This is a genomic window from Amycolatopsis sp. NPDC051106 (genome assembly GCF_040682775.1).
Classification (GTDB): Bacteria; Actinomycetota; Actinomycetes; order Mycobacteriales; family Pseudonocardiaceae; genus Amycolatopsis.
In genome coordinates this window covers 1-24,993 of sequence record NZ_JBFBBQ010000054.1, presented here as the reverse complement: position 1 = coordinate 24,993, position 24,993 = coordinate 1, and the positions used below count along the sequence as shown (strand labels likewise).

25 protein-coding genes and 1 pseudogene are annotated in these 24,993 nt (G+C 71.1%); 15 read left to right on the top strand and 11 right to left on the bottom strand.

The genetic code is table 11. From position 1 onward, the window contains the following. The first annotated feature begins 116 nt into the window (after positions 1-116). The 3 genes from AB0M83_RS32220 to AB0M83_RS32210 are packed head-to-tail and all read left to right on the top strand — an operon-like array spanning position 117 to position 1,994. Positions 117-1,061 (top strand): DUF4037 domain-containing protein, encoded by a 945-nt coding sequence (locus tag AB0M83_RS32220; RefSeq protein ID WP_364522652.1) that lies wholly within the window; start codon positions 117-119, stop codon positions 1,059-1,061. After that, positions 1,054-1,728 carry a YoaK family protein gene (locus AB0M83_RS32215; RefSeq protein ID WP_364522650.1) on the top strand — a complete coding sequence of 225 codons (675 nt, stop codon included), beginning with the start codon at positions 1,054-1,056 and terminating at the stop codon, positions 1,726-1,728. The genes AB0M83_RS32220 and AB0M83_RS32215 overlap by 8 nt, the downstream gene beginning before the upstream one ends. Further along, positions 1,692-1,994: a hypothetical protein gene (locus AB0M83_RS32210; RefSeq protein WP_364522648.1), complete on the top strand. Its 303-nt coding sequence runs from the start codon at positions 1,692-1,694 to the stop codon at positions 1,992-1,994. The genes AB0M83_RS32215 and AB0M83_RS32210 overlap by 37 nt, the downstream gene beginning before the upstream one ends. Position 1,995: 1 nt before the next feature. On the opposite strand, the gene AB0M83_RS32205 is transcribed toward AB0M83_RS32210, so the two are convergent. The 5 genes from AB0M83_RS32205 to AB0M83_RS32185 form a co-directional block, all read right to left on the bottom strand. Beyond that, entirely contained in the window at positions 1,996-2,733 is a 738-nt protein-coding gene (locus tag AB0M83_RS32205; protein ID WP_364522646.1) for an SDR family oxidoreductase, read from the bottom strand. 116 nt (positions 2,734-2,849) lie between these two features. Then, positions 2,850-3,758, bottom strand: coding sequence for an amino acid ABC transporter permease (locus AB0M83_RS32200; RefSeq protein ID WP_364522644.1), 909 nt, complete (start codon positions 3,756-3,758; stop codon positions 2,850-2,852). Continuing rightward, positions 3,755-4,441: an amino acid ABC transporter permease gene (locus AB0M83_RS32195; RefSeq protein ID WP_364522641.1), complete on the bottom strand. Its 687-nt coding sequence runs from the start codon at positions 4,439-4,441 to the stop codon at positions 3,755-3,757. The genes AB0M83_RS32200 and AB0M83_RS32195 overlap by 4 nt, the downstream gene beginning before the upstream one ends. 76 nt (positions 4,442-4,517) lie before the next feature. Further along, positions 4,518-5,375 (bottom strand): glutamate ABC transporter substrate-binding protein, encoded by an 858-nt coding sequence (locus AB0M83_RS32190; RefSeq protein WP_364522638.1) that lies wholly within the window; start codon positions 5,373-5,375, stop codon positions 4,518-4,520. 55 nt (positions 5,376-5,430) lie between these two features. After that, complete coding sequence (locus AB0M83_RS32185) at positions 5,431-6,159, bottom strand: amino acid ABC transporter ATP-binding protein (protein WP_364522717.1); 729 nt, start codon at positions 6,157-6,159, stop codon at positions 5,431-5,433. A 286-nt stretch (positions 6,160-6,445) separates the two neighbouring features. Here AB0M83_RS32185 and AB0M83_RS32180 point away from each other — a divergent pair, with 286 nt between their 5' ends. After that, on the top strand, positions 6,446-7,120 hold the full coding sequence (locus AB0M83_RS32180; RefSeq protein ID WP_364522715.1) for a response regulator transcription factor: 675 nt from the start codon (positions 6,446-6,448) through the stop codon (positions 7,118-7,120). A gap of 4 nt (positions 7,121-7,124) precedes the next feature. Then, entirely contained in the window at positions 7,125-8,522 is a 1,398-nt protein-coding gene (locus AB0M83_RS32175; RefSeq protein WP_364522636.1) for a HAMP domain-containing sensor histidine kinase, read from the top strand. Here the strand turns inward: AB0M83_RS32175 and AB0M83_RS32170 are convergent. After that, positions 8,519-9,445 carry a TAXI family TRAP transporter solute-binding subunit gene (locus AB0M83_RS32170; protein WP_364522634.1) on the bottom strand — a complete coding sequence of 309 codons (927 nt, stop codon included), beginning with the start codon at positions 9,443-9,445 and terminating at the stop codon, positions 8,519-8,521. The two genes, AB0M83_RS32175 and AB0M83_RS32170, sit on opposite strands and share 4 nt — an antisense overlap. 82 nt (positions 9,446-9,527) lie before the next feature. On the opposite strand from AB0M83_RS32170, the gene AB0M83_RS32165 reads away from it, so the two are divergent. The 3 genes and pseudogenes from AB0M83_RS32165 to AB0M83_RS32155 all read left to right on the top strand — a co-directional run bounded on the left by AB0M83_RS32165 (position 9,528) and on the right by AB0M83_RS32155 (position 12,447). Next, positions 9,528-10,733, top strand: coding sequence for an NAD(P)/FAD-dependent oxidoreductase (locus AB0M83_RS32165; protein ID WP_364522632.1), 1,206 nt, complete (start codon positions 9,528-9,530; stop codon positions 10,731-10,733). 352 nt (positions 10,734-11,085) lie between these two features. Further along, a pseudogene (locus tag AB0M83_RS32160) lies at positions 11,086-11,610 on the top strand (discoidin domain-containing protein); the annotation flags it as partial. Between the two features lie 174 nt (positions 11,611-11,784). Then, positions 11,785-12,447 (top strand): glycoside hydrolase family 64 protein, encoded by a 663-nt coding sequence (locus tag AB0M83_RS32155; protein ID WP_364522713.1) that lies wholly within the window; start codon positions 11,785-11,787, stop codon positions 12,445-12,447. A 42-nt stretch (positions 12,448-12,489) separates the two neighbouring features. Here the strand turns inward: AB0M83_RS32155 and AB0M83_RS32150 are convergent, their stop codons facing one another. Then, positions 12,490-13,146, bottom strand: coding sequence for a helix-turn-helix domain-containing protein (locus AB0M83_RS32150; RefSeq protein ID WP_364522630.1), 657 nt, complete (start codon positions 13,144-13,146; stop codon positions 12,490-12,492). Between the two features lie 82 nt (positions 13,147-13,228). On the opposite strand from AB0M83_RS32150, the gene AB0M83_RS32145 reads away from it, so the two are divergent. From AB0M83_RS32145 to AB0M83_RS32130, 4 genes are all read left to right on the top strand, one after another. Then, positions 13,229-14,332 (top strand): NAD(P)/FAD-dependent oxidoreductase, encoded by a 1,104-nt coding sequence (locus AB0M83_RS32145; protein ID WP_364522628.1) that lies wholly within the window; start codon positions 13,229-13,231, stop codon positions 14,330-14,332. Positions 14,333-14,572: 240 nt separating this feature from the next. Then, positions 14,573-14,983, top strand: coding sequence for a hypothetical protein (locus tag AB0M83_RS32140; RefSeq protein ID WP_364522626.1), 411 nt, complete (start codon positions 14,573-14,575; stop codon positions 14,981-14,983). Positions 14,984-15,109: 126 nt separating this feature from the next. Next, positions 15,110-16,603, top strand: a complete 1,494-nt coding sequence (gene miaB / locus AB0M83_RS32135) for a tRNA (N6-isopentenyl adenosine(37)-C2)-methylthiotransferase MiaB (protein WP_364522624.1) — start codon at positions 15,110-15,112, stop codon at positions 16,601-16,603. Next, positions 16,600-17,073, top strand: coding sequence for a hypothetical protein (locus AB0M83_RS32130; RefSeq protein WP_364522622.1), 474 nt, complete (start codon positions 16,600-16,602; stop codon positions 17,071-17,073). Before miaB ends, AB0M83_RS32130 begins: the two co-directional genes overlap by 4 nt. Here the strand turns inward: AB0M83_RS32130 and AB0M83_RS32125 are convergent. Together AB0M83_RS32125 and AB0M83_RS32120 are read right to left on the bottom strand one after the other, a co-directional pair. Further along, positions 17,070-17,498 (bottom strand): hypothetical protein, encoded by a 429-nt coding sequence (locus tag AB0M83_RS32125; RefSeq protein ID WP_364522620.1) that lies wholly within the window; start codon positions 17,496-17,498, stop codon positions 17,070-17,072. The genes AB0M83_RS32130 and AB0M83_RS32125 overlap by 4 nt on opposite strands. Before the next feature lie 233 nt (positions 17,499-17,731). Beyond that, on the bottom strand, positions 17,732-19,045 hold the full coding sequence (locus AB0M83_RS32120) for a DUF349 domain-containing protein (protein WP_364522618.1): 1,314 nt from the start codon (positions 19,043-19,045) through the stop codon (positions 17,732-17,734). 218 nt (positions 19,046-19,263) lie between these two features. Here AB0M83_RS32120 and miaA point away from each other — a divergent pair, with 218 nt between their 5' ends. From miaA to AB0M83_RS32105, 3 genes are all read left to right on the top strand, one after another. After that, a complete protein-coding gene (gene miaA, locus AB0M83_RS32115; protein ID WP_364522616.1) occupies positions 19,264-20,181 on the top strand; it encodes a tRNA (adenosine(37)-N6)-dimethylallyltransferase MiaA in 918 nt (305 codons plus the stop codon). A 9-nt stretch (positions 20,182-20,190) separates the two neighbouring features. Then, entirely contained in the window at positions 20,191-21,018 is an 828-nt protein-coding gene (dapF, locus tag AB0M83_RS32110) for a diaminopimelate epimerase (RefSeq protein ID WP_364522614.1), read from the top strand. A gap of 219 nt (positions 21,019-21,237) precedes the next feature. After that, entirely contained in the window at positions 21,238-22,038 is an 801-nt protein-coding gene (locus tag AB0M83_RS32105) for a DUF3152 domain-containing protein (protein WP_364522612.1), read from the top strand. A gap of 3 nt (positions 22,039-22,041) precedes the next feature. Here AB0M83_RS32105 and AB0M83_RS32100 read toward each other — a convergent pair whose 3' ends face one another. Both AB0M83_RS32100 and AB0M83_RS32095 read right to left on the bottom strand, forming a co-directional pair. Continuing rightward, positions 22,042-23,094, bottom strand: coding sequence for a chitinase (locus AB0M83_RS32100; protein WP_364522610.1), 1,053 nt, complete (start codon positions 23,092-23,094; stop codon positions 22,042-22,044). A gap of 146 nt (positions 23,095-23,240) precedes the next feature. Beyond that, complete coding sequence (locus AB0M83_RS32095; RefSeq protein WP_364522608.1) at positions 23,241-24,845, bottom strand: M28 family peptidase; 1,605 nt, start codon at positions 24,843-24,845, stop codon at positions 23,241-23,243. Positions 24,846-24,993 lie beyond the last annotated feature (148 nt).

Below are 24,993 nucleotides of genomic sequence, written 5' to 3'. Positions count from 1 at the left end.
CGGAACGGATGTTGCTGTTCTGCCTGTGCGACAACGGATTCCGCTCGCGAAGCGCTGCGAAGCACCTTCGCATAATGAAGCGCGCTTCGCACCTTTCGCGAGTCACAATGGCGTTCATGACGTTCATTCCCGGAATCGAACTGAGCCGCCGCTTCTACGCCGAAGCGGTCGCGCCCGTCGTCGGCGGGCCGCACAGCGCCGCGCTGGTCGGGCCCGGTTCGGAAGTCCTCGGCTTCGACACCGGCCGTTCCACCGACCACGACTGGACCGCCCGCGTCCTCCTCTTCCTCCCGGAACCACGCGAACTGCCGGTGCCGGCCACTTTCCTCGGCCATCCGGTGAAGCTGGTCGTCGGGACGCTCGACGGCTGGACGCGCGGCTTCCTCGGCTTCGACCCGCGGCACCCGGCGCCGCGCGACTGGCTCGCCACCCCGACCCAGGTCTTCGCCGAGTTCACCGGAGGCGCCGTCTTCCACGACGACCTCGGGTTCGAGCGGCTCAGGCAGCGCGTCGCCTGGTACCCGGACGACGTCTGGCGCTACGTCCTCGCCTGCCAGTGGCAGCGGATCGGCCAGGAAGAGGCCTTCGTCGGACGCTGCGGGGAGGTCGGCGACGAACTGGGGTCGGCCGTCGTCGCGGCGCGGCTCGTGCGGGACCTCATGCGGCTGTGCCTGCTGATGGCGCGCCGGTACCCGCCGTACAGCAAGTGGCTCGGCAGCGCCTTCGCGCGGCTGCCCGCGGCCGCGACGCTGTCGCCGCACCTCACCGGCGCCCTCGCGGCGACGACGTGGCCGGAGCGTGAACGGCACCTCGTCGCGGCCTGGGAGTACGTCGCCGGGTTGCACAACGCGCTCGGCCTGACCGACCGGGTGGACCCGCGGGCCAGGCCGTTCTTCGACCGGCCGTTCCAGGTCATCGACGCGGGCCGGTTCGTCACGCCGCTGCTGGCCGGGGCGTCCGTGATGTACCCGATCGGGGCGATCGACCAGTTCGTGGACAGCACCGACGCGCTCGGGCACCGCGAGCTGACCCGCGCGGTGGTTGACTGCGTTCATGGCTGAACCGAAACCGCGGGACCTGGCCGCCCTGCTGCTGGCGCTGACCGTCGTGACCGGGGTCGTCGACGCGGTCAGCTTCCTCGGGCTGGGCCGGGTGTTCGTGGCCAACATGACCGGGAACGTCGTCTTCCTCGGGTTCGCGGCGGCGGGGGAGTCGACGCTGTCGGTGCTCGCGTCGCTGACCGCGGTGCTGGCGTTCCTCGCGGGCGCGCTCGCCGGTGGGCGGCTGGCCCGGCGCGAAGACGACTACGACACCCTCCGCCAGGCGACCGCGGTCCAGGCGGCGCTGATCGCGGTGGCGGTCGTGCTGTCCGCGACCCTCGGCAGCGGCACGCGGCTCGGGAGCGAGCTGCTGATCGTCGTGCTGGGCGTGGCGATGGGCCTGCAGAACGCGGCGGTCCGCCGGATCGGCGCGCCCGACCTGACGACGACGGTCCTGACGATGACGCTGACGGGCTTCGCGGCGGACTCGAAGGCGGCCGGCGGGCCGGGGTCGCACCCGCTGCGGAAGGTGGTCGCCGTGGCCGCGATGCTGGTGGGCGCCTTCGCGGGTGGCCTGCTGCAGCTGCACGTCGCGATGTGGACGGCGCTCACGCTGGCCCTGGTGCTCGTGGTCGGGGTGCTGGTGGTGCTGTGGCGGCAGCGCAGGCCGGCCGGCGAAGCGGCCTGAACGCAGCGAATCCACCCCTTGTTCGCGCCGGCCGTCGGCGCGGCGCTCTTGAACCCGGGAACGGCCGCCGCGGCCACGGCGAAGATCCCCTGCACGCCACCAAGCTGAGCGCGCCGGGCCAGCCGGACGCCTGCCAGGGCGAGTTCCGGGCGGGCGACCCGATGCGGACGTGGGCCTGTGGCTGGGGCGCGCTGCACGCCGGAACCCTGCAGCCGAACGTCGCCAAGCGCGACAACGAGTCCGTCAAGATGGTGCTGCGCTGGTAGGTCAGCCGAGCGCGCGGCCGCCGTCGACCAGGAGGCGCTGGCCGGTGATGAAGCCCGTGTCCTTCGAGGCGAAGAAGCTCACCGCCGCGGCGACGTCCTCCGGGGTGCCCAGCCGGCCCGCCGGCACGCCCGCCAGATAGGCCTCGCGCTCGGCTTGCGGGACGTCCGCGTGGCGCTCCACCGGCACGAAACCCGGGGCCACCGAGTTGACCGTGATGCCGTCCGGGGCCAGTTCGCGGGCCCACGACCGGGCCAGGCCGACCTGGGCCGCCTTGGCCGTCGCGTACGCCGAACGGCCGGGTGGCGGGCGCTCGGCGACCTCCGAATCGATGTGGATGATCCGGCCGTAGCCGCGGGCGCGCATGCCCGGGAGCACCGCGTGTCCCAGCAGCACCGGCGAACGCACGAAGAAGTCCAGGTGCCCCAGGTGATCCGCCCAGTCCACATCGGACAGGAGGACGTCCGGCTGCGGGCCCGTCGCGTTGAGCACCAGCACGGTGATCGAGCCCAGCAACGCCGTCACCGCGTCGACCAGCTCGCCGACCTGGTGCCGGTCGGTGACGTCGGCGGCGAAGGCGGCGGCCTTGCCGCCCTCGGCGAGGACGCCCTCCGCGGCGGTCTCGAGGTCGGGGTCGTCGTGCAGCGCGTTCACGGCCACCGCGAACCCGTCGCGGGCCAGCCGCCGGGCGATCGTCCGGCCCAGTCCTCGGGAACTTCCGGTCACCAGTGCGACACCCATGGCCCCGACGCTAGGGGAGACCCCCGGGTACGACAACCCCGGCGAGCCTCGATCGGGGCAAACGAAAAGCGGGTGAGCGCGCTGCCGCGCACTCACCCGCTTCCGGTGATCCGAGATCAGGCCGAGCTGTTGCCGGTGGCGAAGTCGGTCGCCGCCGTCACCGCGGCCGGGGGGCCTTCCAGCGGCTTGGCTCCCCGCGGTGCCTTCTTCCGGCGCGCCAGCTTCCGCTCCAGCCACGAGGCGAACCACGAGAGGAGCAGGTTGAGCGCGATGAAGATGAGCGCGATGACGATCAGCGTCGGGATCGTGTTGTTGAAGTTGCCGGTGATCGGCCCGGAGCCGCGGATCAGCTCGTCGTAGCCGATCGTCAGCTGGCCGGCGAGCGCCGTGTCCTTCAGGATGACCACCAGCTGGCTGACCAGCGCCGGCAGCATCAGGGTCACGGCCTGGGGGAGCAGGATGCTGACCATCGTCTGGGTCTTGCGCAGGCCCAGCGCCGACGACGCCTCTGTCTGTCCCTTCGGCAGTGACAGGATGCCCGCCCGGAAGACCTCCGCCATCACGGAGCCGTTGTAGAGCACGAGGCCCGTGACGGCCGCGAACAGCGGGCGGGTGTCCGGGCTGATGTCGGTGTAGTAGGCGTACAGCGACGCCCCGAACACCATCAGCAGCAGCACCGGGATGGCCCGGAAGAACTCGACCACCGCGCCGACCGGGATCCGCACCCACTTGTGCTCGGACAGCCGGCCGACGCCCAGCAGGGCACCGATCGGCAGCGCGATCACGATGGACAGCCCGGCCGCCTTGAGCGTGTTCAGCAGGCCCGGCAGCAGGAACTGGGTCCAGGTCGACCCCTCGATGAACGGCTTCCAGAGCGCACCCGCCCACTGGCCCTTCTTGGCGAAGCCGTCGTAGACGAAGTACGCCACCAGCAGCAGGACCAGCACGAACAGCACGGAGTAGAGGAAGTTGCGGGTCCTGGCCTTCGGTCCGGGGACGTCGTAGAGAACGGACTGCGTGCTCATCGCTTGACCTCGGCTTTCTTGGCGACCCAGCCGAGCAGCAGGCCGAGTGGCAGGACCAGCGCGACGAACACCAGGGCGAACAGGATGAAGACGTAGAAGAGCGAGTCGGACTCGTTCTCCACCATCGTCGACATGAGCAGCGACGCCTCCGCGACGCCGATCACCGAGGCGACCGTGGTGTTCTTCAACAGCGCGATCAGGACGTTCGCCAGCGGCGCGATCACCGCGCGGAACGCCTGGGGCAGCACGATCAGGCCCAGCACCTGCGTGAAGTTGAGGCCCAGGGCCCGCGCCGCTTCGGCCTGGCCGACCGGGACGGTGTTGATGCCCGACCGCAGCGATTCGCAGACGAAGGTCGCCGTGTAGACGATGAAGCCCAGCACGGCCAGCCGGAACGCGTTGTCGGCCAGCGAGGTGGGCGAGTCGGATGCGGCCAGGTTGACGCCCAGCGTGGAAGACAGGCCCAGCGACGTGAAGATGATGATCACGGTCAGCGGGGTGTTCCGGAAGACGTTCACGTACACGGTGGCGAAGCCGCGCATGATCGGCACCGGGCTGACGCGCATGCCCACGAGGATCGTGCCCCAGATCAGCGCGCCGATCGCCGAGAAGAACGTCAGCTGGATCGTCGTCCAGAACGCGCCGACGAGGTCGTAGTCAGGATTGCTGAGGAAATCGAACACGGTTGTCCAACCTGGCCTCGGTAACGGGAACGGTGCGCCGCTTGCACGGCGCACCGTTCGACTTCAGAACCGGATATCAGGGAGCGATCGCCGGCGCGGCCGGGATCTTGTAGCCCGACGGGCCGACGTTGCTCTCCAGCGACTTCTGCCAGGAACCGTCCTGCTCCATGGCCTGGATGGCCTTGTTGACGGCGGCCTTGCCGTCCGCGTCGTCCTTCTTCAGGCCGACGCCGTAGTTCTCGTCGGTGAAGCCCTTGCCGACCAGCTTCAGCTTGCCGGGCTGCTGCGCGGCGTAACCGGCGAGGATCACGTCGTCCGTGGTCATCGCGTCGACGGAGCCGTTGAGGAGCGCGGTCACGCAGTCGGTGTACTTGCCCACCTCCTGCAGCTGCACCTCCTTGGCGTACTTCGTCTTCACGTTCTGCGCCGGGGTGGAGCCCTTGACCGAGCAGAGCTTCTTGTTGCCGGTCAGCGACTCGGGACCGGTGATGTCGGTGTTGTCCGACCGCACGAGCAGGTCCTGGTGCGCGATGAAGTACGGGCCGCCGAAGGAGACGTCGTTCTTGCGCTTGTCGGTGATCGAGTAGGTGGCGACGATGAAGTCGACCTCACCCTTCTTGATCAGGTCCTCGCGCTGCGCCGACTGCGCTTCCTTCCAGGTGATCCCCGACTCTTCGACACCGAGCTGCTTCGCGATGTACTTCGCGACGTCGACGTCGAAGCCGGCGTAGGTGCCGTCCGGCTTCTTCAGGCCGAGGCCCGGCTGGTCGAACTTGATGCCGATGGTCAGCTTCTTGTTGTCCTTGGCCCGCTGGACCAGGTTCTTGTCGCCGCTCGCGCCGCTGCCGCTGCCGGAGCCGCCGCCGCAGGCCGTCAGGGTCAGCCCGGCGGCCAGCACGACCGCGCCGACCTGCAGAACTCGGTTCAACCGCATCGTCTCTCAGGTTCCTTCCGAATCTCGCCCGGCCACGCGGGCCGGGGAAAAGTGTTCAGTGAGTCAGGATCTTGCCGAGGAAGTCCTTCGCGCGCTCGCTCTTGGGCGCGGTGAAGAACTCTTCGGGTGTCGTGTCCTCGACGATCTCGCCGTCGGCCATGAAGATCACCCGATCGGCTGCCCGGCGGGCGAAGCCCATCTCGTGGGTGACGACCAGCATCGTCATGCCGTCCTTGGCCAGGCCGGTCATGACGTCGAGGACCTCCTGGACCATCTCCGGGTCCAGGGCCGAGGTCGGCTCGTCGAACAGCATGACCTTGGGCCGCATCGCCAGCGCCCGCGCGATCGCGACGCGCTGCTGCTGGCCACCCGAGAGCTGCGCCGGGTACTTGTCGGCCTGGTTGGCGATGCCGACGCGCTCCAGCAGTTCCATCGCCGTCTTGCGCGCTTCGTCCTTCGAGGCCTTGCGGACCTTCATCGGCGCCAGCATGACGTTCTCGACGATCGTCTTGTGCGCGAAGAGGTTGAACGACTGGAACACCATGCCGACGTCGGCGCGCAACGCCGCCAGGGCCTTGCCCTCCGCGGGCAGCGGGACACCGTCGACGGCGATATCGCCCGAGTTGATCGGCTCGAGGCGGTTGATCGCCCGGCACAGGGTCGACTTGCCCGACCCCGACGGGCCCAGCACCACCAGGACCTGGCCGCGAGGTACCTCGAGCGTGATCTCCCTGAGCACGTGCAGGTCGCCGAAGTACTTGTTCACGGCGGACGCCTTGATCATCGGCGCCGCCACCTCCGCGGTCATCTGGCCTCCAGGGTCGTTCGAATGCGGCGTGGGTCACCCGCGATGGCGAGAACCTACCGTTGCTGCACCGGCTGGCAAGCCGAGTTGAGCAATACTTAGGGTTTCAACTGCGTATCGATGTCCATTTTGCGGTGATCAGGGGTACTGTAGCCCCCTGATCACCGAGCGTGACTGCTCGGGTGGCTCGTGCGCGCGGGGCCGCGTGGTCACTAGAGTTCGGCGCTACCGGCCGGTGGAGCAGGTCACCATGGGAGGCGGACGGGTGCGGGTGCTGCTGGTGGAGGACGACGACCGGGTCGCGGGTGCGCTCATCCCGGCGCTGGCCCGCCGCGGCCTGGCGATCGCCCGGCTCGCCACCGGCGCCGGCGTCCTCGAGCGCGTCCACGAGGTCGACGTCATCCTCCTCGACCTCGGCCTGCCGGACATCGACGGCGTGACGCTGTGCACCCAGATCCGCGCGGTGAGCGACGTCGCGATCATCGTGGTGTCGGCCCGCGGCGAGGTCGACGACCGGATCCGGGGCCTGCGCGCGGGCGCCGACGACTACCTGGTCAAGCCCTACGACGTCGAGGAGCTGCTCGCCCGCGTCGAGGCGGTGCGCCGGCGGCGCCCGGAACACGCGGTCAGCGAGCCCGTCGTCATCACGGTCGGAGACGTCAGCGTCGACCTGGCCCGGCACGAGGTGCTGGTCGACGGGAACGCGATCGCGTTGTCCCGCAAGGAGTTCCAGGTGCTCGCCCTCGTCGCGGGCGCGCGCGGCGCGGTGTGCTCGCGCGAGCAGGTGCTCACCGAGGTGTGGGGGCACCGGGGGCCCGCGGAGAGCCGGTCGCTCGACGTCCACGTCGCGACCCTGCGGACGAAGCTGGGCCGCCCGGCGCTGATCGAGACGGTGCGCGGGGTCGGCTACCGGCTCGGCGGCCAGACCGCCCGGAGCTGACGGCGTGCGCGTCCGGCTGCAGGGCATCGTGCTGACCCTGGTCGCGCTGCTGGTGTTCGGCCTGGGCATCCCGCTGGCCATCTCGATCGCCGCCGGCGCGCAGCAGGACCTCTTCCTCGACCGGCTGACCGACACCGCCCGGTTCGCGTCGCTGGCACAGCGCCCGCTGCTGGACAACAAGCCGTACCTGATCGAGCCCGACGTGCGCCGCTACACCGAGGTGTACGGCGTCCGGGTGGTGGTCGTCGACCAGGACGGCAAACCGGTCGTCACCTCGCTCGGCCCGGCCGCCGCGCGGATCGACCTGCAGGACGAGCGGATCAGCGACCCCGTCCACGAAGCGCTGGCCGGCCGCCGTTCGCAGCCGGCCGGCGTGCTGATGCCGTGGGACTCGACGCCGCTGGTGCTCGCCGAACCGGTGCTCGCCGACGGCGAGGTGCGCGGGGCGGTGCTCACCGTGTCGGCCACCGATTCCGAGCGCGCCGCCGTGCTGTGGTGGTGGCTGCTGCTCGCCGCGGGCGGGATCCTCGCCTTCGTGCTCGCGCTGGCCGTGGCGATCCCGGTGGTCCGGTGGATCCTGAAGCCGGTGAAGCGGCTCGACGACGCGACCGGCGCGCTGGTGGCCTCGGTGGTCAGCGGGCGGGAGGCCGAGCCGGTGGGGGAGGGCGGCGGCCCGCCGGAGCTGCGGCAGCTCGGCCGCTCCTTCGACCGGATGGCCGAGAGCGTGTCGGGCGCGCTGGCCGCGCAGCGGGCGTTCGTCGCGGACGCCTCGCACCAGCTGCGCAACCCGCTGACCGCGTTGAAGATCCGGCTCGGGAACCTCGACGGCCACGTCGACGACGAGCCGGCCGCCGCCGACCTCGAGGCCGCGCGCGTCGACGCCGGGCGGCTGCACCAGATCCTGGACGGCCTGCTCTCGATGGCCCGCGCCGAGGCGTCCGGCGGCGAGCTGGACCCGGTGGTGCTGGACGAGGTCGTCGCCGAGCGGGTCGCCGACTGGTCGGTGGTCGGCGAAGCCCGGGACGTGCGGCTGGTCGTCGACGCCGCCGGCGACGGGGCCCGGGTCCGCATGCCGCCGCGCGGCGCCGAGACGATCCTGGACGCGCTGCTCGACAACGCGCTCAAGTTCACCGCGTCCGGCACCGAGATCCGGATCGCCGTCGAGCGCGACGGCGACCGGGTCCGGCTGTCGGTGCGCGACCACGGGCCGGGGCTGCCGCCCGAGGAGCTCGACCGCGCGCTGGACCGGTTCTGGCGCAGCCCGGCGCACCAGAACGTGCCGGGGTCGGGGCTGGGCCTGGCGATCGTCAGCGAGCTGACCGCGCACTCCGACGGCGAGCTGACGCTGGACCTGCCCGAAGGCGGCGGCCTGCGGATCGCGATGACGTTCCCGGCGGCTTAGGTCTTCTTCGCCCGGTAGTAGCGCATCGCGCCGGGGTGCAGGGGGATCGGCTGGGTCTCGATGCCCGGGTGGACGTCGATCGACAGCGCCGCCGGGTTGGCCACCGCGAGCTGCTGGCGGGCGTCGAACAGGCCGCTGACCAGCGCCTCGGCGACGTCGTCGCTCATCGAGTTCGGGACGACGAGGAAGTTCGGCACCAGCAGCGTCGTCACCGGGCCCGGCTGGTTGTAGGTGGTGGCCGGGATGGACGCGGTGCCGTAGACCTGGTTGACCTCCTGCATCTTCGGCATCACGTCGGCGATGTCGAGCAGGCGCAGGGACTGCTTTTCGTTGTACTTCACCAGGCTGGGCGTCGGCAGGCCGCCGGACCAGAAGAACGCGTCGATGTCGCCGCCGAGCAGCGCCTTGATCGAGTCGTCGAGGCCGCGGGCGCTGGTGGTGACCGACCCGGTGAGCCCGGTGACCTCCAGCAGCCGGGTGGCGATGTACTCGACCCCCGAAGACGGCGAGCCGATCGCGATCTTCCGGCCCCGCAGCTGCTCGACGGTCCGGATGTCGGAGTCGGTGCGCACGACGATGTGCAGGTAGTCGTCGTGGATCCGGGCGAGGGTGGCCAGCCGCGGGTCCTGCTTGTACCGGTCGGCGGCGACGTCCGCGGCGACGAACGCGACGTCGGCCTTCCCGGCGAGCACCTTGTCGAGGTTGTCGGGCGAACCCTGGGTCTGCAGCACGGCGGGCCGCTCGATGTCCAGGCCCGAGGCCCACGCCGTGGCCAGGGTCTGGGCGAGCTTGTCGTAGACCCCGCCCGGGTTGCCCGCGGCGATCCGCAGCTTGAGGTCGCCGAAGCCGGCGCTGCAGGAAGCCAGCACCAGCAGCAGGGCGGCCGCCATCGCGAGCACTCGCCCCCGTCGCGTCCTGGCCACGGCCCGATCGTGCCAGATCCGGCGCTCCGGTGGTTGGTGGCGGGCGATCCGGGCATTCTGCGGAGGACGGAGGGAGCGCGGCATGGACGTGGTCGTCGTGGGTGGCGGGCTGGCGGGGCTGAGCGCGGCGCGGCGGCTGTGCGGCGCCGGGGCGGAGGTCACGGTGCTGGAGGCGGGCGACGAGGTCGGCGGCCGGGTGCGCACCGACGTCGTCGACGGCTTCCGCTTCGACCGCGGGTTCCAGGTGCTGCTGCCCGCGTACCCGGCGCTGCGGCGGCTGGCGGACGTCGGTGCGTTGCGGCCGCGCCCGTTCACGCGCGGCACGATCGCGATGACCGCTTCCGGGCGCCGCTGGCTCGCCGGCCCGTGGCACGGCCTGCCCGCGGTGCGCGGCGCCGCGGAGTTCGTCGCGGGCCGGCCCGCCGACGGCGCGCGGATGGCGGCGCTCGCGGCCCGTGACGTGCTGAAGGCCGACCGCGCCGACAACGGGCGCAGTACCGCCGAGGAGCTGCGACGCTGGGGGCTGACGCGGTCGACGATCGAGGAGGTGCTGCGGCCGTTCCTCGCCGGGGTGTTCCTCGACCGGGAGCTGGCGACGTCGAGCCGGCTGTTCCACCTCATCTGGCGCAGCTTCCTGCGCGGCGGGGGCGTGCTGCCGGCCGAGGGGATGCAGGCCCTGCCGCGTCAGCTGGCGGCCGGGGTGCCGGTCCGCACGGGCGTCGAGGTCGAGGCGATCACCGAGGACGGCGTGCGCACGCGCGACGGCGAAGACGTCCCCGCGCGGGCCGTGGTTGTGGCGACCGACGGGGACACGGCCGCGCGGCTGCTGCCCGGGGTCGAGGCGCCGGGCTGGCACGCGGTGACGACCTTCTACTACCGCGCCGGGGTGGCGCCACTGCGGTCGCCGACGCTGCTGGTCGACGGCCTCGACGAGCTGCTGGTGAACACGGCGGTGCTCAGCGAGGTGGCGCCGGGGTACGCCCCGCCCGGGTCGGCGCTGATCGCCGCTTCGGTGCCCGACCGGGCCGAGCCCGGCCTGGAGCCGCGGGTGCGCCGGCGGCTGGCGCGGATCTACGACACCGACACGCGGGAGTGGGAGCTGCTGCGGACGTACGCGATCCCGAAGGCGCTGCCGGTGTTCGGCCCCGGCGCCCCGCTGCGGCGTCCGGTGCGGGTCGCTCCCGGGCGGTACGTCTGCGGCGACCACCGGGACACGCCCTCGGTGCAGGGCGCGCTGGTGTCCGGGCAGCGGGCGGCCGCGGCGGTGCTGGCCGACCTCGTGGCTTGAGTCCACAGTGGACTGAATGGGCGCAGGGGTGCCGGGCGACGGCCGTCGTTCCCGAGAACGGTCGCGACGGTCGTTCGAAGGGCACCGCTGGACATGGCTGACTCCCGGTGAGCCGGCCTCTGGGCGGGTGGCGGCGCCACGCAGAGGATTTCGAGGTGGAACCGGTTCCGAGGATCGCCCCGCGGCCCGGAACTGTCAAGGGTTGACAGGCCGGGGGCGGTGGTATGAACCTTTTCACCGTCGTCCCCCGCCGGCCCTCGAGGGCATCCGCCCGGCGCTCAGGGGGCGAGCCGGACGACGCCGTCCCCTGACCGGCGGCGGGTCCGTCCCTTTCCCGGCCAGGGAGGAACCCATGCCCTCGACCACCCTGCCGCGGCGCCTCCGCCGCGGCCCCGGAACCCGCTTGGCGACGCTCGCGGCGGCGCTGGCGGTCGCCGTGCTCGGCATCGCCGCGCCGTCGGCGAACGCGGCGGACAGCCTGATCTCGCAGGGAAAGGCCGCCACGGCGTCCTCGGTGGAGAACGCCGGGACACCCGCTTCCGCGGCCGTGGACGGCAGCACCGGCACCCGCTGGTCGTCGCAGTTCAGCGATCCACAGTGGATCCAGGTCGACCTCGGCGGCGCGGCGACCGTCAGCCGGGTCGTGCTGAACTGGGAGGCCGCCTACGCCACCGCCTACCAGATCCAGCTGTCCGACAACGGTTCTGCCTGGTCCACTGTGTACCAGACGACGACCGGGACCGGCGGCACGCAGACGCTGGCCGTGACCGGAACCGGGCGGTACGTGCGCCTCGCCACGACCGCGCGGGCCACCCCGTACGGCGTCTCGCTGTGGGAGTTCCAGGTGTTCGGCAGCGGCGGCGGGACCACGCAGCCCGGCGCGGGCACCCCGCCGGACTCGTTCTGGGGTGACACCGCGAGCATCCCGGCCGCGCGCAACGTGCTCACCGTGAAGGTGCTCAACCGGACCAACGGCAAGTACCCCGACAGCCAGGTGTACTGGAACTTCGGCGGCCAGACCCACTCGATCGCCGAGCAGCCCTACATCGACATGCCGGCCAACTCCGCCGGCCGGATGTACTTCTACCTCGGCACCCCGAACGGCCAGTACGCCGACTTCATCGAGTTCACCGTCGGCCCGGACGTGTTCAACGGCAACACCACCCGGGTGGACGCGTTCGCGCTGAAGCTGGCCATGCGGTTGCACGCGCACGACGGCTACGACGTCCAGGTGGGCGACGACTACGGGACCTTCCAGGAGGACCGGGCGGCCACCTTCGCCAGGTTCCAGGCCGAGGTGCCGACGGAGTTCAAGGGCCTGGCGACGGTGAACGCGCCGTACCGGATCCCGGCGCCCGGCAGCGCCCCGGACTTCCGCACGGGCGGCCGCTACGCGAACTACTTCACCGCCTACGCGCAGTCGGTGGGCGTCAACGAGCCGACGTCGAACATCACCGGCTGCGCCGGCTCGCTGGCGGGGAACCCGAACATGTGCGCGGCGCTGAACCGGCACACGGCGCAGCTGCCGGCGTCGCAGCAGCAGGACCCGGCGAACTACTACCAGGCCGCTCCGGCGAACTACTACGCGAAGTACTGGCACGACCACGGCATCAACCACCTGGCGTACGGCTTCCCGTACGACGACGTGGCCGGCCAGTCCTCGTTCGTCTCCCACGGAGACCCGCAGTGGCTGCTGGTGGCCGTCGGCTGGTGACCGGCCCTCGGTGTGGCGGCTCCCGGGCCGTCGCACCGAGGCTCAGCGCAAGGTGGCGATCCCGGCCAGGAAGATGTCGACGCCGGCGAGGAACTGTTCGCGGTCGTCGTGCTCGCGCAGCTGCGCCGACGCCTTGTGCACGAACGGATACCGCTCCGGATCGAGCTCCGCCCACTGCTGGGCGACCTTGCTCAGGAACACCGATCGGTCCGCCTCGCCGGACTTCAGGAGCCGGGCGTTCGCGGCGTTCTGCCCGGCGACGCCGAGGACGTAGTTGACGAGCGCGCCCGCGGCGTCGAAGAGCGCTCGCCCGGGCACGCCGAGCGCGTCGAGCAGCCCGCCGATGCGTTCGTAGATCGCCAGCAGGGCGGGGCGCCACGGCTCCCGGGAGAGCTGCGCGCCGACCCAAGGGTGCGCGTCGATCGCGTCGAACAGGCCCAGCGCGACGGTGCGCAGCGTTTCCCGCGGCTCCGCGTCGACGACGGCGCCGGTCATGACGCTCGCGATGACGTCGTCGGTGGCCGCCGCGAGCAGGTCGCTCTTGTTCGCGACGTGGTGGTAGATCGCGCCGTAGCCGGTGCTCAGGTGGGTGGTGAGCGCCCGGAAGGTCAACGCGGTCTCACCGCCGGCGTCGAGGAGCTCTTTCGCGGCCTCGACGATCAGCTCCGGGGACAGCCCGTCGGCGCGCCTCTTCGTCATGACCGCATCATCGCATGGGTGGATCGCCGATCCAAACTCGTGCTAGCCTGATTGGATCGGCGATCCACCCACGGAGGCAACCATGACGGTCACGATCATCGGCGCCGGCCTCGGCGGCCTGGTGCTGGCCCGCGTCCTGCACCGGCACGGCATTCCGGTCACGGTCTACGAGGCGGAACCTTCGCCGGCCGCGCGCCGGCAGGGCGGGATGCTCGACATCCACCCGTGGAACGGCCAGCCGGCGCTCGAGGCGGCCGGGCTGATCGCGGAGTTCCGCGCGCTGGTCCTGCCGGGCCGCGAGTCGTACCGGGTCCTCGACCGGCACGGGACCGTGCTGGCCGACCGGCCCGACGACGGCACGGGCGAGCGTCCCGAGGTCCAGCGTGGCGAGCTGCGGCAGCTGCTGCTGGATTCCCTGCCGGACGGCATCGTCCGGTGGGGGCACAAGGCCACCGGTGTGCGGGCGCTCGGCTCAGGACGGCACGAGGTGAGCCTGGCCGACGGGACGACGATCGTGACGAGCCTGCTCGTCGGCGCGGACGGCGCGTGGTCGCGAGTGCGTCCGGTGCTTTCCGACGCGAGTCCTTCGTACGTCGGCTTCACGGTCGTCGAGACGTTCCTGTTCGACGGCGACACCCGCCATCCCGCCGCCGCGGAAGCGGTCGGCGCCGGATCGCTGTTCGCGCTCGCGCCGGGCAAGGGCATCCTGGCGCACCGCGAAAGTGGCGGGACTCTGCACGCGTACACGCAACTGCGGAAGCCGCCGGACTGGCTGGACGGCGTTGATCCCGCGCGGGTCATCGAGGAGTTCTCCGGCTGGGCTCCCGAGCTGACCGCGCTGATCACCGACAGCGACGTACCGCCGGTCGTGCGCCGCCTGTTCACGCTGCCGCCCGGGCATCGCTGGGACCGCGTGCCGGGGGTGACGTTGCTCGGCGACGCGGCCCACCTGATGCCCCCGAACGGCGAAGGAGCCAACCTGGCCATGCTGGACGGCGCCGACCTCGGCCAGTCCCTCGCCGCGCACCCGGACGACATCGAGACGGCGCTCACGGAGTACGAAAAGACGATGTTCGAGCGTGCGGCCGCAGAATCGGGCGAGGAGGACATCTACGCGGTCATGTTCGGCGATGACGCGCCTCACAGCATGGCCGCGCTGCTGACCGGGGCCGGGTTGAACCGGTGATGTCGCGGTGAGGCGTTTGCCCTGAAGGGGTCAGCTGAATTGACACACCGCAAGAGGTAATCGGCGTCGAACAAGACTTCCCAGAGGTCGCAGGTTCATAACTGCCGCGACCGTCGGCGCGATAATGCTTGATCATGTCGACGTGCTCGTGCAAGTGGTCGCTCTTTTCGCGCGCCCGGTTGACTTCACTCACCTTGTCACCGTAGCGGCGGTCGTCTTCGACCCTTACCCTCCATATCCTTGATCATCGTGCACACCAGGAACCCGATCTTTGTGGTAATTCTCGCGGCCGCACTTCTCGGCCTGTCCGGATGCAGTGCCGCCACGTACGACGAACGCATGTCCTACCTGCGCAAGGTCGCCCAGCAAGGTGCTGACACCCACCAGTTGCTCGCTTCCCAGGAAGGACCGGTCATCAACGGCGACCGCTGCGGCAAAGCCTGGGATGGCCTCAAAAATCCCGGTGATTTCCCCTCGGACATCAGTGGTGGCGGCACAACTGCCGCGTGGCAGGAACAAATACGGCAGTTCTTCGTCGACTCCTGTGTCAGTGGAAAACCCAAGTCTGTACCTGGCCTCCCCTCGAGCCCGGCGCAAACTTCTACCCCGGGGAGCAGCAACGCGCCGACGACGCCATCTCGAACTGGGTAGACCGTCGTCGGAGGTGGTGGTGCTGGTCCGCGGTCCGGCTGGCCTGGCTCGTGCGTGGGCGCGCTTGGGGAACGGCAGGGCGGGCGGCGGCTTTACCTGGTCAGGTGGGGGTTACCCTGGACGACGATGACCGAGACACAGGCACCCAGGGCGTACCAGATCCGCACCTTCGGCTGCCAGATGAACGTGCACGACTCGGAGCGGCTCGCCGGGCAGCTCGAGGAAGCCGGGTACGCCCCTGTCGAAGACGGGGCCAAGCCCGACCTCATCGTGTTCAACACCTGTGCCGTCCGGGAGAACGCGGACAACAAGCTCTACGGCACCCTGGGCCACCTGCGCCCGGACAAGGTCGCGAACCCGGACCTGCAGATCGCCGTCGGCGGGTGCCTCGCGCAGAAGGACCGCGGGGAGATCGTCAAGCGGGCGCCCTGGGTCGACGTCGTCTTCGGGACGCACAACATCGGCTCGCTGCCGACGCTGCTGGAGCGCGCCCGGCACAACGCCGAGGCCGAGGTGGAGATCCTCGAATCGCTCGAGACCTTCCCCTCCACGCTGCCCGCGCGCCGTGAATCGTCCTACGCGAGCTGGGTGTCGGTTTCGGTCGGGTGCAACAACACCTGCACCTTCTGCATCGTGCCCGCCCTGCGCGGCAAGGAACGCGACCGGCGGCCCGGCGAGATCCTCGCCGAGGTCGAGGCGCTCGTCGCCGAGGGCGTGCTCGAAGTCACGCTGCTCGGCCAGAACGTGAACTCCTACGGCGTCGAGTTCGGCGACCGGCTGGCCTTCGGGAAGCTGTTGCGCGCGACCGGCGCCATCGACGGCCTGGAGCGCGTGCGCTTCACTTCACCGCACCCGGCCTCGTTCACCTCCGACGTCATCGAGGCCATGGCCGAGACGCCGAACGTCTGCCACCAGCTGCACATGCCGCTGCAGTCCGGGTCCGACCGGGTGCTGCGCGAGATGAAGCGGTCCTACCGCTCGGCGCGCTTCCTGAAGATCCTCGACGAGGTCCGCGCGGCGATGCCGGACGCGGCCATCACCACCGACATCATCGTCGGCTTCCCCGGCGAGACGGAGGAGGACTTCCAGGCGACCCTGGACGTCGTGGCGCAGGCCCGCTTCTCCAGCGCGTTCACCTTCCAGTACTCGATCCGCCCCGGCACGCCGGCCGCGACGATGCCGGACCAGCTGCCCAAGGCCGTGGTGCAGGAACGCTACGAGCGCCTGGTCGAACTGCAGAACGCGATCTCCTGGGAAGAGAACAAGAAGATCGTCGGCCGCCGGGTCGAGCTGCTCGTCGCCGCGGGCGAGGGCCGCAAGGACGCCGAGACGCACCGGATGAGCGGCCGCGCCCGCGACGGCCGCCTGGTGCACTTCACGCCGTCCGGTGCGGCGGTGGACCGAGCCGTCCGCCCCGGCGACGTCGTCGAGACGATCGTGACCTACGGCGCCCCGCACCACCTGGTCGCCGACGGCGACCTGCTGTCCCACCGGCGGACGCGGGCCGGCGACAACGCGGAGGCGGGGCTCCGGCCGAAGACGAGCGGCGTCACGCTGGGCTTGCCGGGCTTCGGTGCGCCGGCCGCCCAGCCGGAGCCGGTGAGCGGGTGTGCGCTGTGACCGAGTCCAAGGGCAACGGCGAGCTGGCCGAGCTGGCCGCCGAGATCGACGAGGTGGGCGACCGCGCGTCGCGCACGGTGGAGCTGGGCCGGCGCGGGTTCACCATCGCCGTGTTCGCGTTCGTGCTGCTGATCTGCCTGCTCCTGCCGTGGGTCGGCGACCACGCGGGCTGGCAGGTGCTGGCCGGCGAGGGCGGCGGCATCCCGCAGCTGTTCGCGGCGACGTCGACCGCCGTCGGCATCCTCGCCTCGGCGCTGGCGCTGGTGACGCGCCGCTGGTGGCTGGCCTGGGTGTGCGCCGCCGGCGGCTGGTTCGCCTCGGTGGACGGGCTGCTGGCGATCTGGTCGCAGCAGTCGTCGCACGCCAGCGGAGCCGCGGGCGGCGGACCCGGGTACGGCCTGATCATCGCCTGGATCGCGATGATCTGCCTCGCGGTGTCGTGGATGCGGACGGCGTTCTCTCGGAACTAGACCACCACGACGCTGAACACGCTGGAGACCGCGCTGACGTAGAGGTCGGTCTCCGGGTGGTAGACGCGCAGGCTCAGGGTGGCGCGCAGGCTGAAGCTGAGGCTGAACACGAAGTTCCCGTTCGGCCGGCAGGTGCCGGTGCTGAGGTTGACCCAGACGCCGGCCTGCAACTGCTGCACGATCACCGGTTCGCCGCCGGCGACGCTCTCCTGCCCGCCGAGGTCGGCGAACGTGCCCTTGATCTTCGTCTCTTCACCGACCTTGACGCGGCTCTTGTCGGCTTTGGCCTCGACCTTGGCCTTGTGCTTCTTGCCTTGGACGGCGGCGTGGGCAGGGCCGGTGGCCGCGAGCGCGACGGCCGGGGCGGCGAGCGCGACGGTGCAGGCGATGACCAGTGCGGACACGAGGTTCGATGTCTTGCTCATGATCGAAGTGGAGCACCGGCGGGGCGGGAAAGCGCCCGGAAACCCCCGGCCGGGGAGGGCGTCACACCGCTTCGGGTGACGCGTTAACCGTCCGCTTGCCGAGCGGCCCCCGCCCTCCCTGGGGGCGACCCCGCTTCCAGCGTATCGGCACCCACCCACGAACCACCGAAAACCAGCGCCGGGCGGCCGGCTTGTCCACATCACGGTGCCGCTGTGGACAAGCCGAGCCGGACTCAGCGATCCGCGATCGCCGCCTCCGCCGCCTGCAGCCACTCGCGCCACTGCGCCGCCTGCTCGTCGGCCTTCTTGGCCCGCCGCTCGTCCCCGGCGGCACGCGCCTTCTCCGCCTGGCTCTCGAACTGGGCCACGCGCTCGCGGAACTGCGCGGCGCGGGCCTGCGCCTCCGGGTCCGTGCGGCGCCAGCGGGAGTCCTCGGCCGACTTCACCGCGTCCTGGACCGCCTTCAGCCGGCCGTCGAGCTCGCGGATCCGCTCGCGCGGGACCTTGCCGATCTCGTCCCACTGCTCCTGGATCTTGCGCAGTGCGTTCTTCGCGGCTTCCAGGTTCGCGGCCGCGTCGATCTTCTCGGCCTCGACCAGCAGCTCTTCCTTGCGGGTCGCGTTCTGCGTGAACTCCGCGTCACGCTCGGAGAACACCGCCGACCGGCGGGCGAAGAACTTGTCCTGCGCCGCGCGGAACCGCTGCCACAGTGCCTCGTCGCTGTCCTTGGGCGCGCGGCCGGCGGCCTTCCACTCGGTCATCAGGTCCTTGTAGCGGCCCGCCGTCTCGCCCCAGTCCTCGGACTCGCTGATGGCCTCGGCCTCGGCGATGAGCTCTTCCTTGCGCGTCTTGGCCGAGGCGCGCTGCTTGTCCAGCTCCGCGAAGTGCGACCCGCGACGGCGGTTGAACCCTTCCCGGGCCTTCGAGAACCGCTTCCACAGCTCGTCGTCGGTCTTGCGGTCGACGCCCTTGACCGTCTTCCACTCGTCGAGGATCGCGCGCAGCCGGTCGCCCGCCGCCTTCCACTGGGTGGAGTCGGCGGCGATCTTCTCGGCTTCTTCGGCCAGCTCCTGCTTCCGGGCGACGGCGGCCGCGCGGGCCACCTCGCGCTCCTGCTTCGCGCTGGCCAGCGCCTTCTCGGCGTGCCCGATGACGTACTCCAGCCGCGCGGCGAGCGCGGCCAGGTCGCCGACCACCGCGGCTTCGGCCAGGCCGTCCCGGATCTGGGTGGCGCTCGACAGCGCGTGCTTCGGGTCGCCGGCCCCGGAAGCCAGCCGGGTCTCCAGCAGCTCGACCTCGGTGCGCAGGTCGTCGAAGCGGCGGGCGTAGTGCACCAGGCCCTCGTCGGGGCTGCCCGCCTGCCAGACGCCGACCGCGCGTTCACCCTCGGCGGTGATGACGTAGACGGTGCCCTCTTCGTCGATGCGGCCCCAGGTGGACGGGGTGGTCTCGGCGAGCGGCACGGGCGGGGCGGCGTGCCCGGCGTGCAGCGCGTGCGGCACCGGGTGCGGGGCCGGGGTACCGGTGGAAGTGTTCTCCTGGGCCATCGCAGGCTCCTTATCGCCTGTACGCCCGCTGGTGCGGGCGCCCCGCCGCGGAAGCGGGGCCGGGTAGTGCGGTCGTCACGGGCCGTGCTCGGATGCTACGGCCCCACGCGGCATTCAAGCAGCTCAGCGCGCACCGTGGTACTGGATGGGCCATCCGAAGCTCGTGATCCTACTTCCGGTGGACGCTCCGTGTCGGCCCGCAGGTATCGTCAGCCGCCGTGAGCAGCACGTCCGGACCCCGTCCCGTGGCGGTGGTCGGGCCGACGGCCACCGGCAAGACCGCGCTGGCCGTGGAGCTGGCCCTGGAGCTGGGCGGCGAGGTCGTCAACGCCGACGCGCTGCAGCTCTACCGGGGAATGGACATCGGCACCGCGAAGGCGACCGACGCCGAGCGCCGCGGCGTCCCGCACCACCTCCTCGACGTGCTGGACGTGACCGAGACGGCGTCCGTCGCGGCCTACCAGCGCGACGCGCGCGCCGAGATCGAGCGGCTCCTGGCCGCCGGCAAGGTGCCGGTGCTGACCGGCGGGTCCGGTCTCTACGTCCAGGCCGTGCTCGACGACCTGCGGTTCCCGGGCACCGACCCCGCCGTGCGCGCCCGGCTGGACGCGGAGGCGGTCTCGCTCGGCACCCCGGCGTTGTACGCCCGCTTGGGTGAACGCGATCCGGCCGCCGCGGCCGCGATCCTCCCGACCAACACCCGCCGGATCGTGCGCGCGCTCGAGGTCATCGAGATCACCGGCGAGCCCTTCTCGGCGAACCTGCCGAAGCCCGGGCCGGCCCGCTACGGCACGGTCGTGATCGGCATTGACCGGCTGCCGGAGGAGCTCGACGAGCGCGTGAACGAGCGCGTCCGGCGGATGTTCGAGGCCGGGCTGGTCGACGAAGTCCGCGGACTCGTGAAGGAAGGCCTGCGCGAAGGGAAGACGGCGTCGCGAGCGCTGGGTTACCAGCAGGTGCTCGCCGAGCTGGACGGCGAAGGCGACTTCGACGCGGCCGCCGCGGCGACGGCGCAGGCCACGCGGCGCTTCGTCCGGAAGCAACGGTCCTGGTTCCGGCGCGACCAGCGGATCCACTGGTACGACGGCGCGGAGGCCGGGCTGGCCGACCGCGTCCTGGATACCCTGGGGCGGTAATCTGCCCCTATGGGCGGAATCGAGTTCCTCAAGGGGCACGGCACGCAGAACGACTTCGTGCTGCTCCCCGACGCGGCGGGCCGCCTCGACCTGACCGAGGCGAGGGTCGCCGCGCTGTGCGACCGTCACCGCGGCCTCGGGGCCGACGGCGTGCTGCGCGTCGTCCGCGCCGCGGCGCTGGACATCCCGTCCGCGGGCGAATGGTTCATGGACTACCGCAACGCCGACGGGTCGATCGCCGAGATGTGCGGCAACGGCACCCGCGTGTTCGCCCGCTACCTCGTCGAATCGGGCCTGGAGACCGAGGGCGAGTTCGTCATCGGCACCCGCGCCGGCGACCGCCCGGTGGTGGTGCACCCGGATCGCTCGGTGACGGTCCGGATGGGACCGGCCGCGATCACCGGCACCTCGGTGACGGTGGTGGCCGGCCGGCCGTTTTCCGGCGTGGCGGTGAACGTCGGCAACCCGCACCTGGTGTCGCTGCTCGACGACGACGTCGCGGACCTCGACCTGCGCGACCAGCCCGACTTCGACCACGACGTCTTCCCGCACGGGGTGAACCTCGAGTTCGTCAACCGCCTCGGCGAGGGCGCGCTGCGGATGCGCGTGCACGAGCGCGGGGTGGGGGAGACCCGGGCGTGCGGAACGGGCACGGTGGCCGCGGTGGCGGCCGCGCTGCACCTGGCGGGCACGGACACGGGAGCGTCCACGGTGGACGTTCCCGGCGGCCGCGTCGAGGTGACGGTGTCCCGCGGCGATTCGACGCTGTCGGGCCCCGCGGAGATCGTGGCGCGCGGCGAGCTCGACGAAGCCTGGTGGGCCGCCGCCGGTTCCTGACACCCCGGCTCAAGCGCCCCAATGTGGCGTTCGGTGCGTCAGACGCACCGAACGCCACATTGGGTGCGTCTCACGCAACCAACGCCACATTGGGGCGCAGTGGCGCCCGTCACACTGGGGTCCGCTGAGCTGCGGTGACACACTGTCGCCCGGGGTCACCGCAACTTTTCCCGTACGCGGGCCGTATTCACTGGTGAAGCCGCATGTTCGGGAGGACCCATGCCCAAAACCGCGAGACGGGCCGCGGCCGTCGCCGTGCTCGCACTGGCGGTGATCGGCGCCGTGACGGCCTGTGAGCAGCAGCCCGTCGCCGCGCCGGCGGCCGGGCCCGTGGTCATGGCCATCGGGGAGGCCACTTCCGTGCCGCCGCCGCCCGACGAGCGGGCGCCCGTCACCCAGGCCGCACCCGTCGAGGTCGCCATCACCTTCCCGCGGACCGGCTCCGGCCAGTGGATGTTCACCCCCGGCAGTGACGAGGTGGCCGGCACCAAGGGCAAGCTCATGCGGTACCGGATCGCGCTCGAGACCGACATCGACGGCGTCGGGCCGGCCGCGTTCGCCAAGGCCATCCGCGGCATCCTCGGCGACCCGCGCGGCTGGACCGGCGGCGGCGAGTGGCGGCTGCAGCAGGTCGGGCCCGACGACGACGCCGACTTCACGATCTACCTGGCCACCCCGGCCAGCCGCGACAAGCTGTGCGGCGGCTCCCCGGACGGCTACACCTCCTGCCGCAACGGCAGCAACGTCGTGCTCAACATCGCCCGCTGGGCCAACGCCGTCCCGGACTACGGCGCCCCGATCGACGTCTACCGCCAGTACATGGTCACCCACGAAACCGGGCACCGGCTCGGCCACGGCCACGAGCTGTGCCCGGGCGCGGGCCGGCCGGCGCCGGTGATGGAGCAGCAGACGCTCGGATTGCACGGCTGCGTCCCGAACCCCTGGCCGTTCCCGAACGGCCGCGAGTACGCCGGCCCGTCGGGCGAGTACGACGACCCGATCCCGGCCGGCGACTCGTAGCCGTCAGCGGCCCTGCAGGGACTTGACGTTGTCGCCGAAGGTCCAGCCCTTCGAGCCGTCCCAGTTGATCGACCAGTCCATCAGGCCCTTCAGCCCCGGAACCGACCGCCACGCCTGGGAAACCAGGTTCGGCGACATGTACCCGCCGCCCGCGCCCGGCTGGGCAGGCAGGCCCGGAACCTGCTTGTCGTACGGCACGCGAATCGTCGTGCCCTGGATGACCAGGCCCTGGTTCAGGCACTGCGTCTGCACGGTGAAGCCCTGCACGGTCCCGGCCTGGTACGAATCGCCCGAGCAGCCGTACATCGACCCGTTGTAGTACTGCATGTTCAGCCACCACAGCCGGCCGTTGTCCGCGTACTTCTTGATGATCGGCAGGTACGCGCCCCAGATCGAGCCGTACGTGATGCTGCCGCCGGTCACGTACGCGGTTTCCGGCGCCATCGTCAGCCCGAAGTTCGACGGCATCTGCGCGAGCACGCCGTCGATGATCCGGATCAGGTTCGACTGCGACGCCGACAACGTCTTGATGTTCCCGCTGCCGGTCAGCCCGGTCTCGATGTCGATGTCGATCCCGTCGAAGTTGTACTGCTTCAGAATCGGGACCACCGTGGCGATGAACTTGTCCGCCACCGCGGACGAAGACAGGTCTATCCCGACGGCCGCGCCGCCGATCGACATCAGGAGTGTCGCGCCCGCGGCCTTCGCGGCGCACATCTCGGCGGGCGTCGACACCTTGACACCGGCGTCCATCCCGTTCTCCCACAACACGGTCCCGTCGGACCGGATCACCGGGAAGGCGGCGTTGATGACGTTGTAGCCGTGCTGCGCCATGCGGCTGTCGGTGATGGGGACCCAGCCCATCCCGGGGTGGACGCCGTTGGCGGCGCCGTCCCAGTTCTCCCAATAGCCCTGGAGAACCTTCCCGGCGGGGCGGGATTTCACCGCGCACGTGTCGGCCGACACCGCCCCCTGCGCGGGGGCCGACACGAGCAGCGGGACGGCCAGCACCGCCGCCAAGAGGGTTCCGAACAGGCGGGTTCTACGACCGGACATACCGGCTCCCATCGTCGTTGAGGGCGAACGCGGCGTGTCCGCTCAAGATAGGTGCCGCCGGGAACCGCTGACTACCTACGATCGGGTGGTCTAGACAAATTACCGAGGGTGGCACTTTCACGTGAAAGTGCCGCCCCCGGGGTGGGTCAGACGGTCAGCGTCCAGGAGGACAGGTAACCGGTGTCGGCCGGGCCGACGTCGCGCAGCCGCAGCTGCCAGGCACCGTTCGCGACCTCGGACGAGGCGTTGACGGTGTAGGTGGTGTCGAGGTTCGGCGTCGAGTCGCTGCTGGAGTTCTTCAACCGGTACGCCGTGCCGTCCGGGGCGACGAGGTCGAGGACCAGGTCACCGCGGTAGGTGTGGGTGATGTGCACCTCGACCTTGGTCGTCGACGACGCGTTGCGCGCGCAGCCGCCGACGGTCGCGGTGCTGTTCACCGCGGCACCCGGGTAGTCCGGGATGGTCAGCCGCGTCCCGTTGGTCACCGGCGCGCACGACGAAGTGCCGACACCCAGCGAGAACGACGCCGTGTGGTCGACGCTCGCGCCGTCGGCCGTCACGGTGATCGGGAAGGTGCCGGTCGGCGTCGACGCGGAAGTCGCGATGGTCAGCGTCGAGGAACCGCCGGACTGCACGGTGGCCGGGCTGAACGACGCCGTCGCACCCGCGGGCAGGCCCGAAGCCGACAGCGAGATGGACTGCGCGCTGCCGGACGTCGTCGCGGTGCTCACCGCGACCTGCAGCGACTGTCCGGGTTGGACGGTCCCGGCGGTCGGGTTCAGGTTCACCGAGAAGTCGTTGCCCTGCGTCGTCGCGACGGCCAGCTTCCACAGCGCGTACCCGATCGCGTCACTGTTCTTCTCCAGCGGCGCGTCCGGGATGTTCGACGTCGTGTCGCACGCGCGGTGGTAGCAGTTGTCGAACGCCGCACCCGCGGTGCCGCCCCACTTCTGCGCCTGCGCGGAGCTCTTGATGTCGCCGGCGCCGGTGGCCAGGCCGCCGACCGGGATGCCCGCGCTCTTGAAGGACGCGTGGTCGGACCGGCCGTCGCCCTCGCTGTCGCCCTCGGTCTGGATGCCGATCGACGAGAAGTACTCGTCGAAGATCGCCTTGACCGAAGCGACGTCGTCGTAGACGAAGTAGCCCCAGTTCTTCGAGCCGATCATGTCGAAGTTGAGGTAGGTCTTGATCTTCGTGCGCTCGCTGCTCGGCAGGTTGTTGACGTAGTACTTCGAGCCGACCAGGCCGGACTCCTCGTCGGCCCACCAGCCGAACCGGACGCGCTTGGCCATCGCCGGGTTGGTGCGGGCCAGCGTCAGGGCCGTCTCGAGGATCGACGCGCTGCCGGAGCCGTTGTCGTTGATGCCGGGGCCGGCGCTGACGCTGTCGAGGTGCGCGCCCAGCATGATGACCTGGCTCGCGTCACCCTGCGGCCACTCCGCGATGAGGTTCTGCGACTGGCCGATGCAGCTGGTGCACGTCTGGCGGGTCGTCGTGTACCCCGCGTTCTTGAGCAGGTTTTCCACGTAGGTCACGGAAGCCGCGTAACCGGCGCCGCGCGGCGAGCGCGTGCCGCCGTTGTTGTTGGCGATGGTCTGCAGCTGGTTGAGGTGGGTCTTGATGTTGGCCAGCGAGATGTCCGGTGCGGCGAGCGCGGTGGCGGGCGCGGCGGTGGCCGCGGGCGCGGTCACGACACCCATCACGGCGGCCAGGGCGGTGACCCCGGCTCCGAGTCTGGTCTTCCACTTCATGGCGGTGAGTTCCTTCGGTGGGGGTTGGGGAGAGAACTTCGGGGGCGGCACTTTCACGTGAAAGTGCCGCCCCCCGCGGGGGCGTGTGCACGGGTAATTGCTACACGGCCCGGTTGACGTAGCACGTACCTTGCGGCACCTGATCACG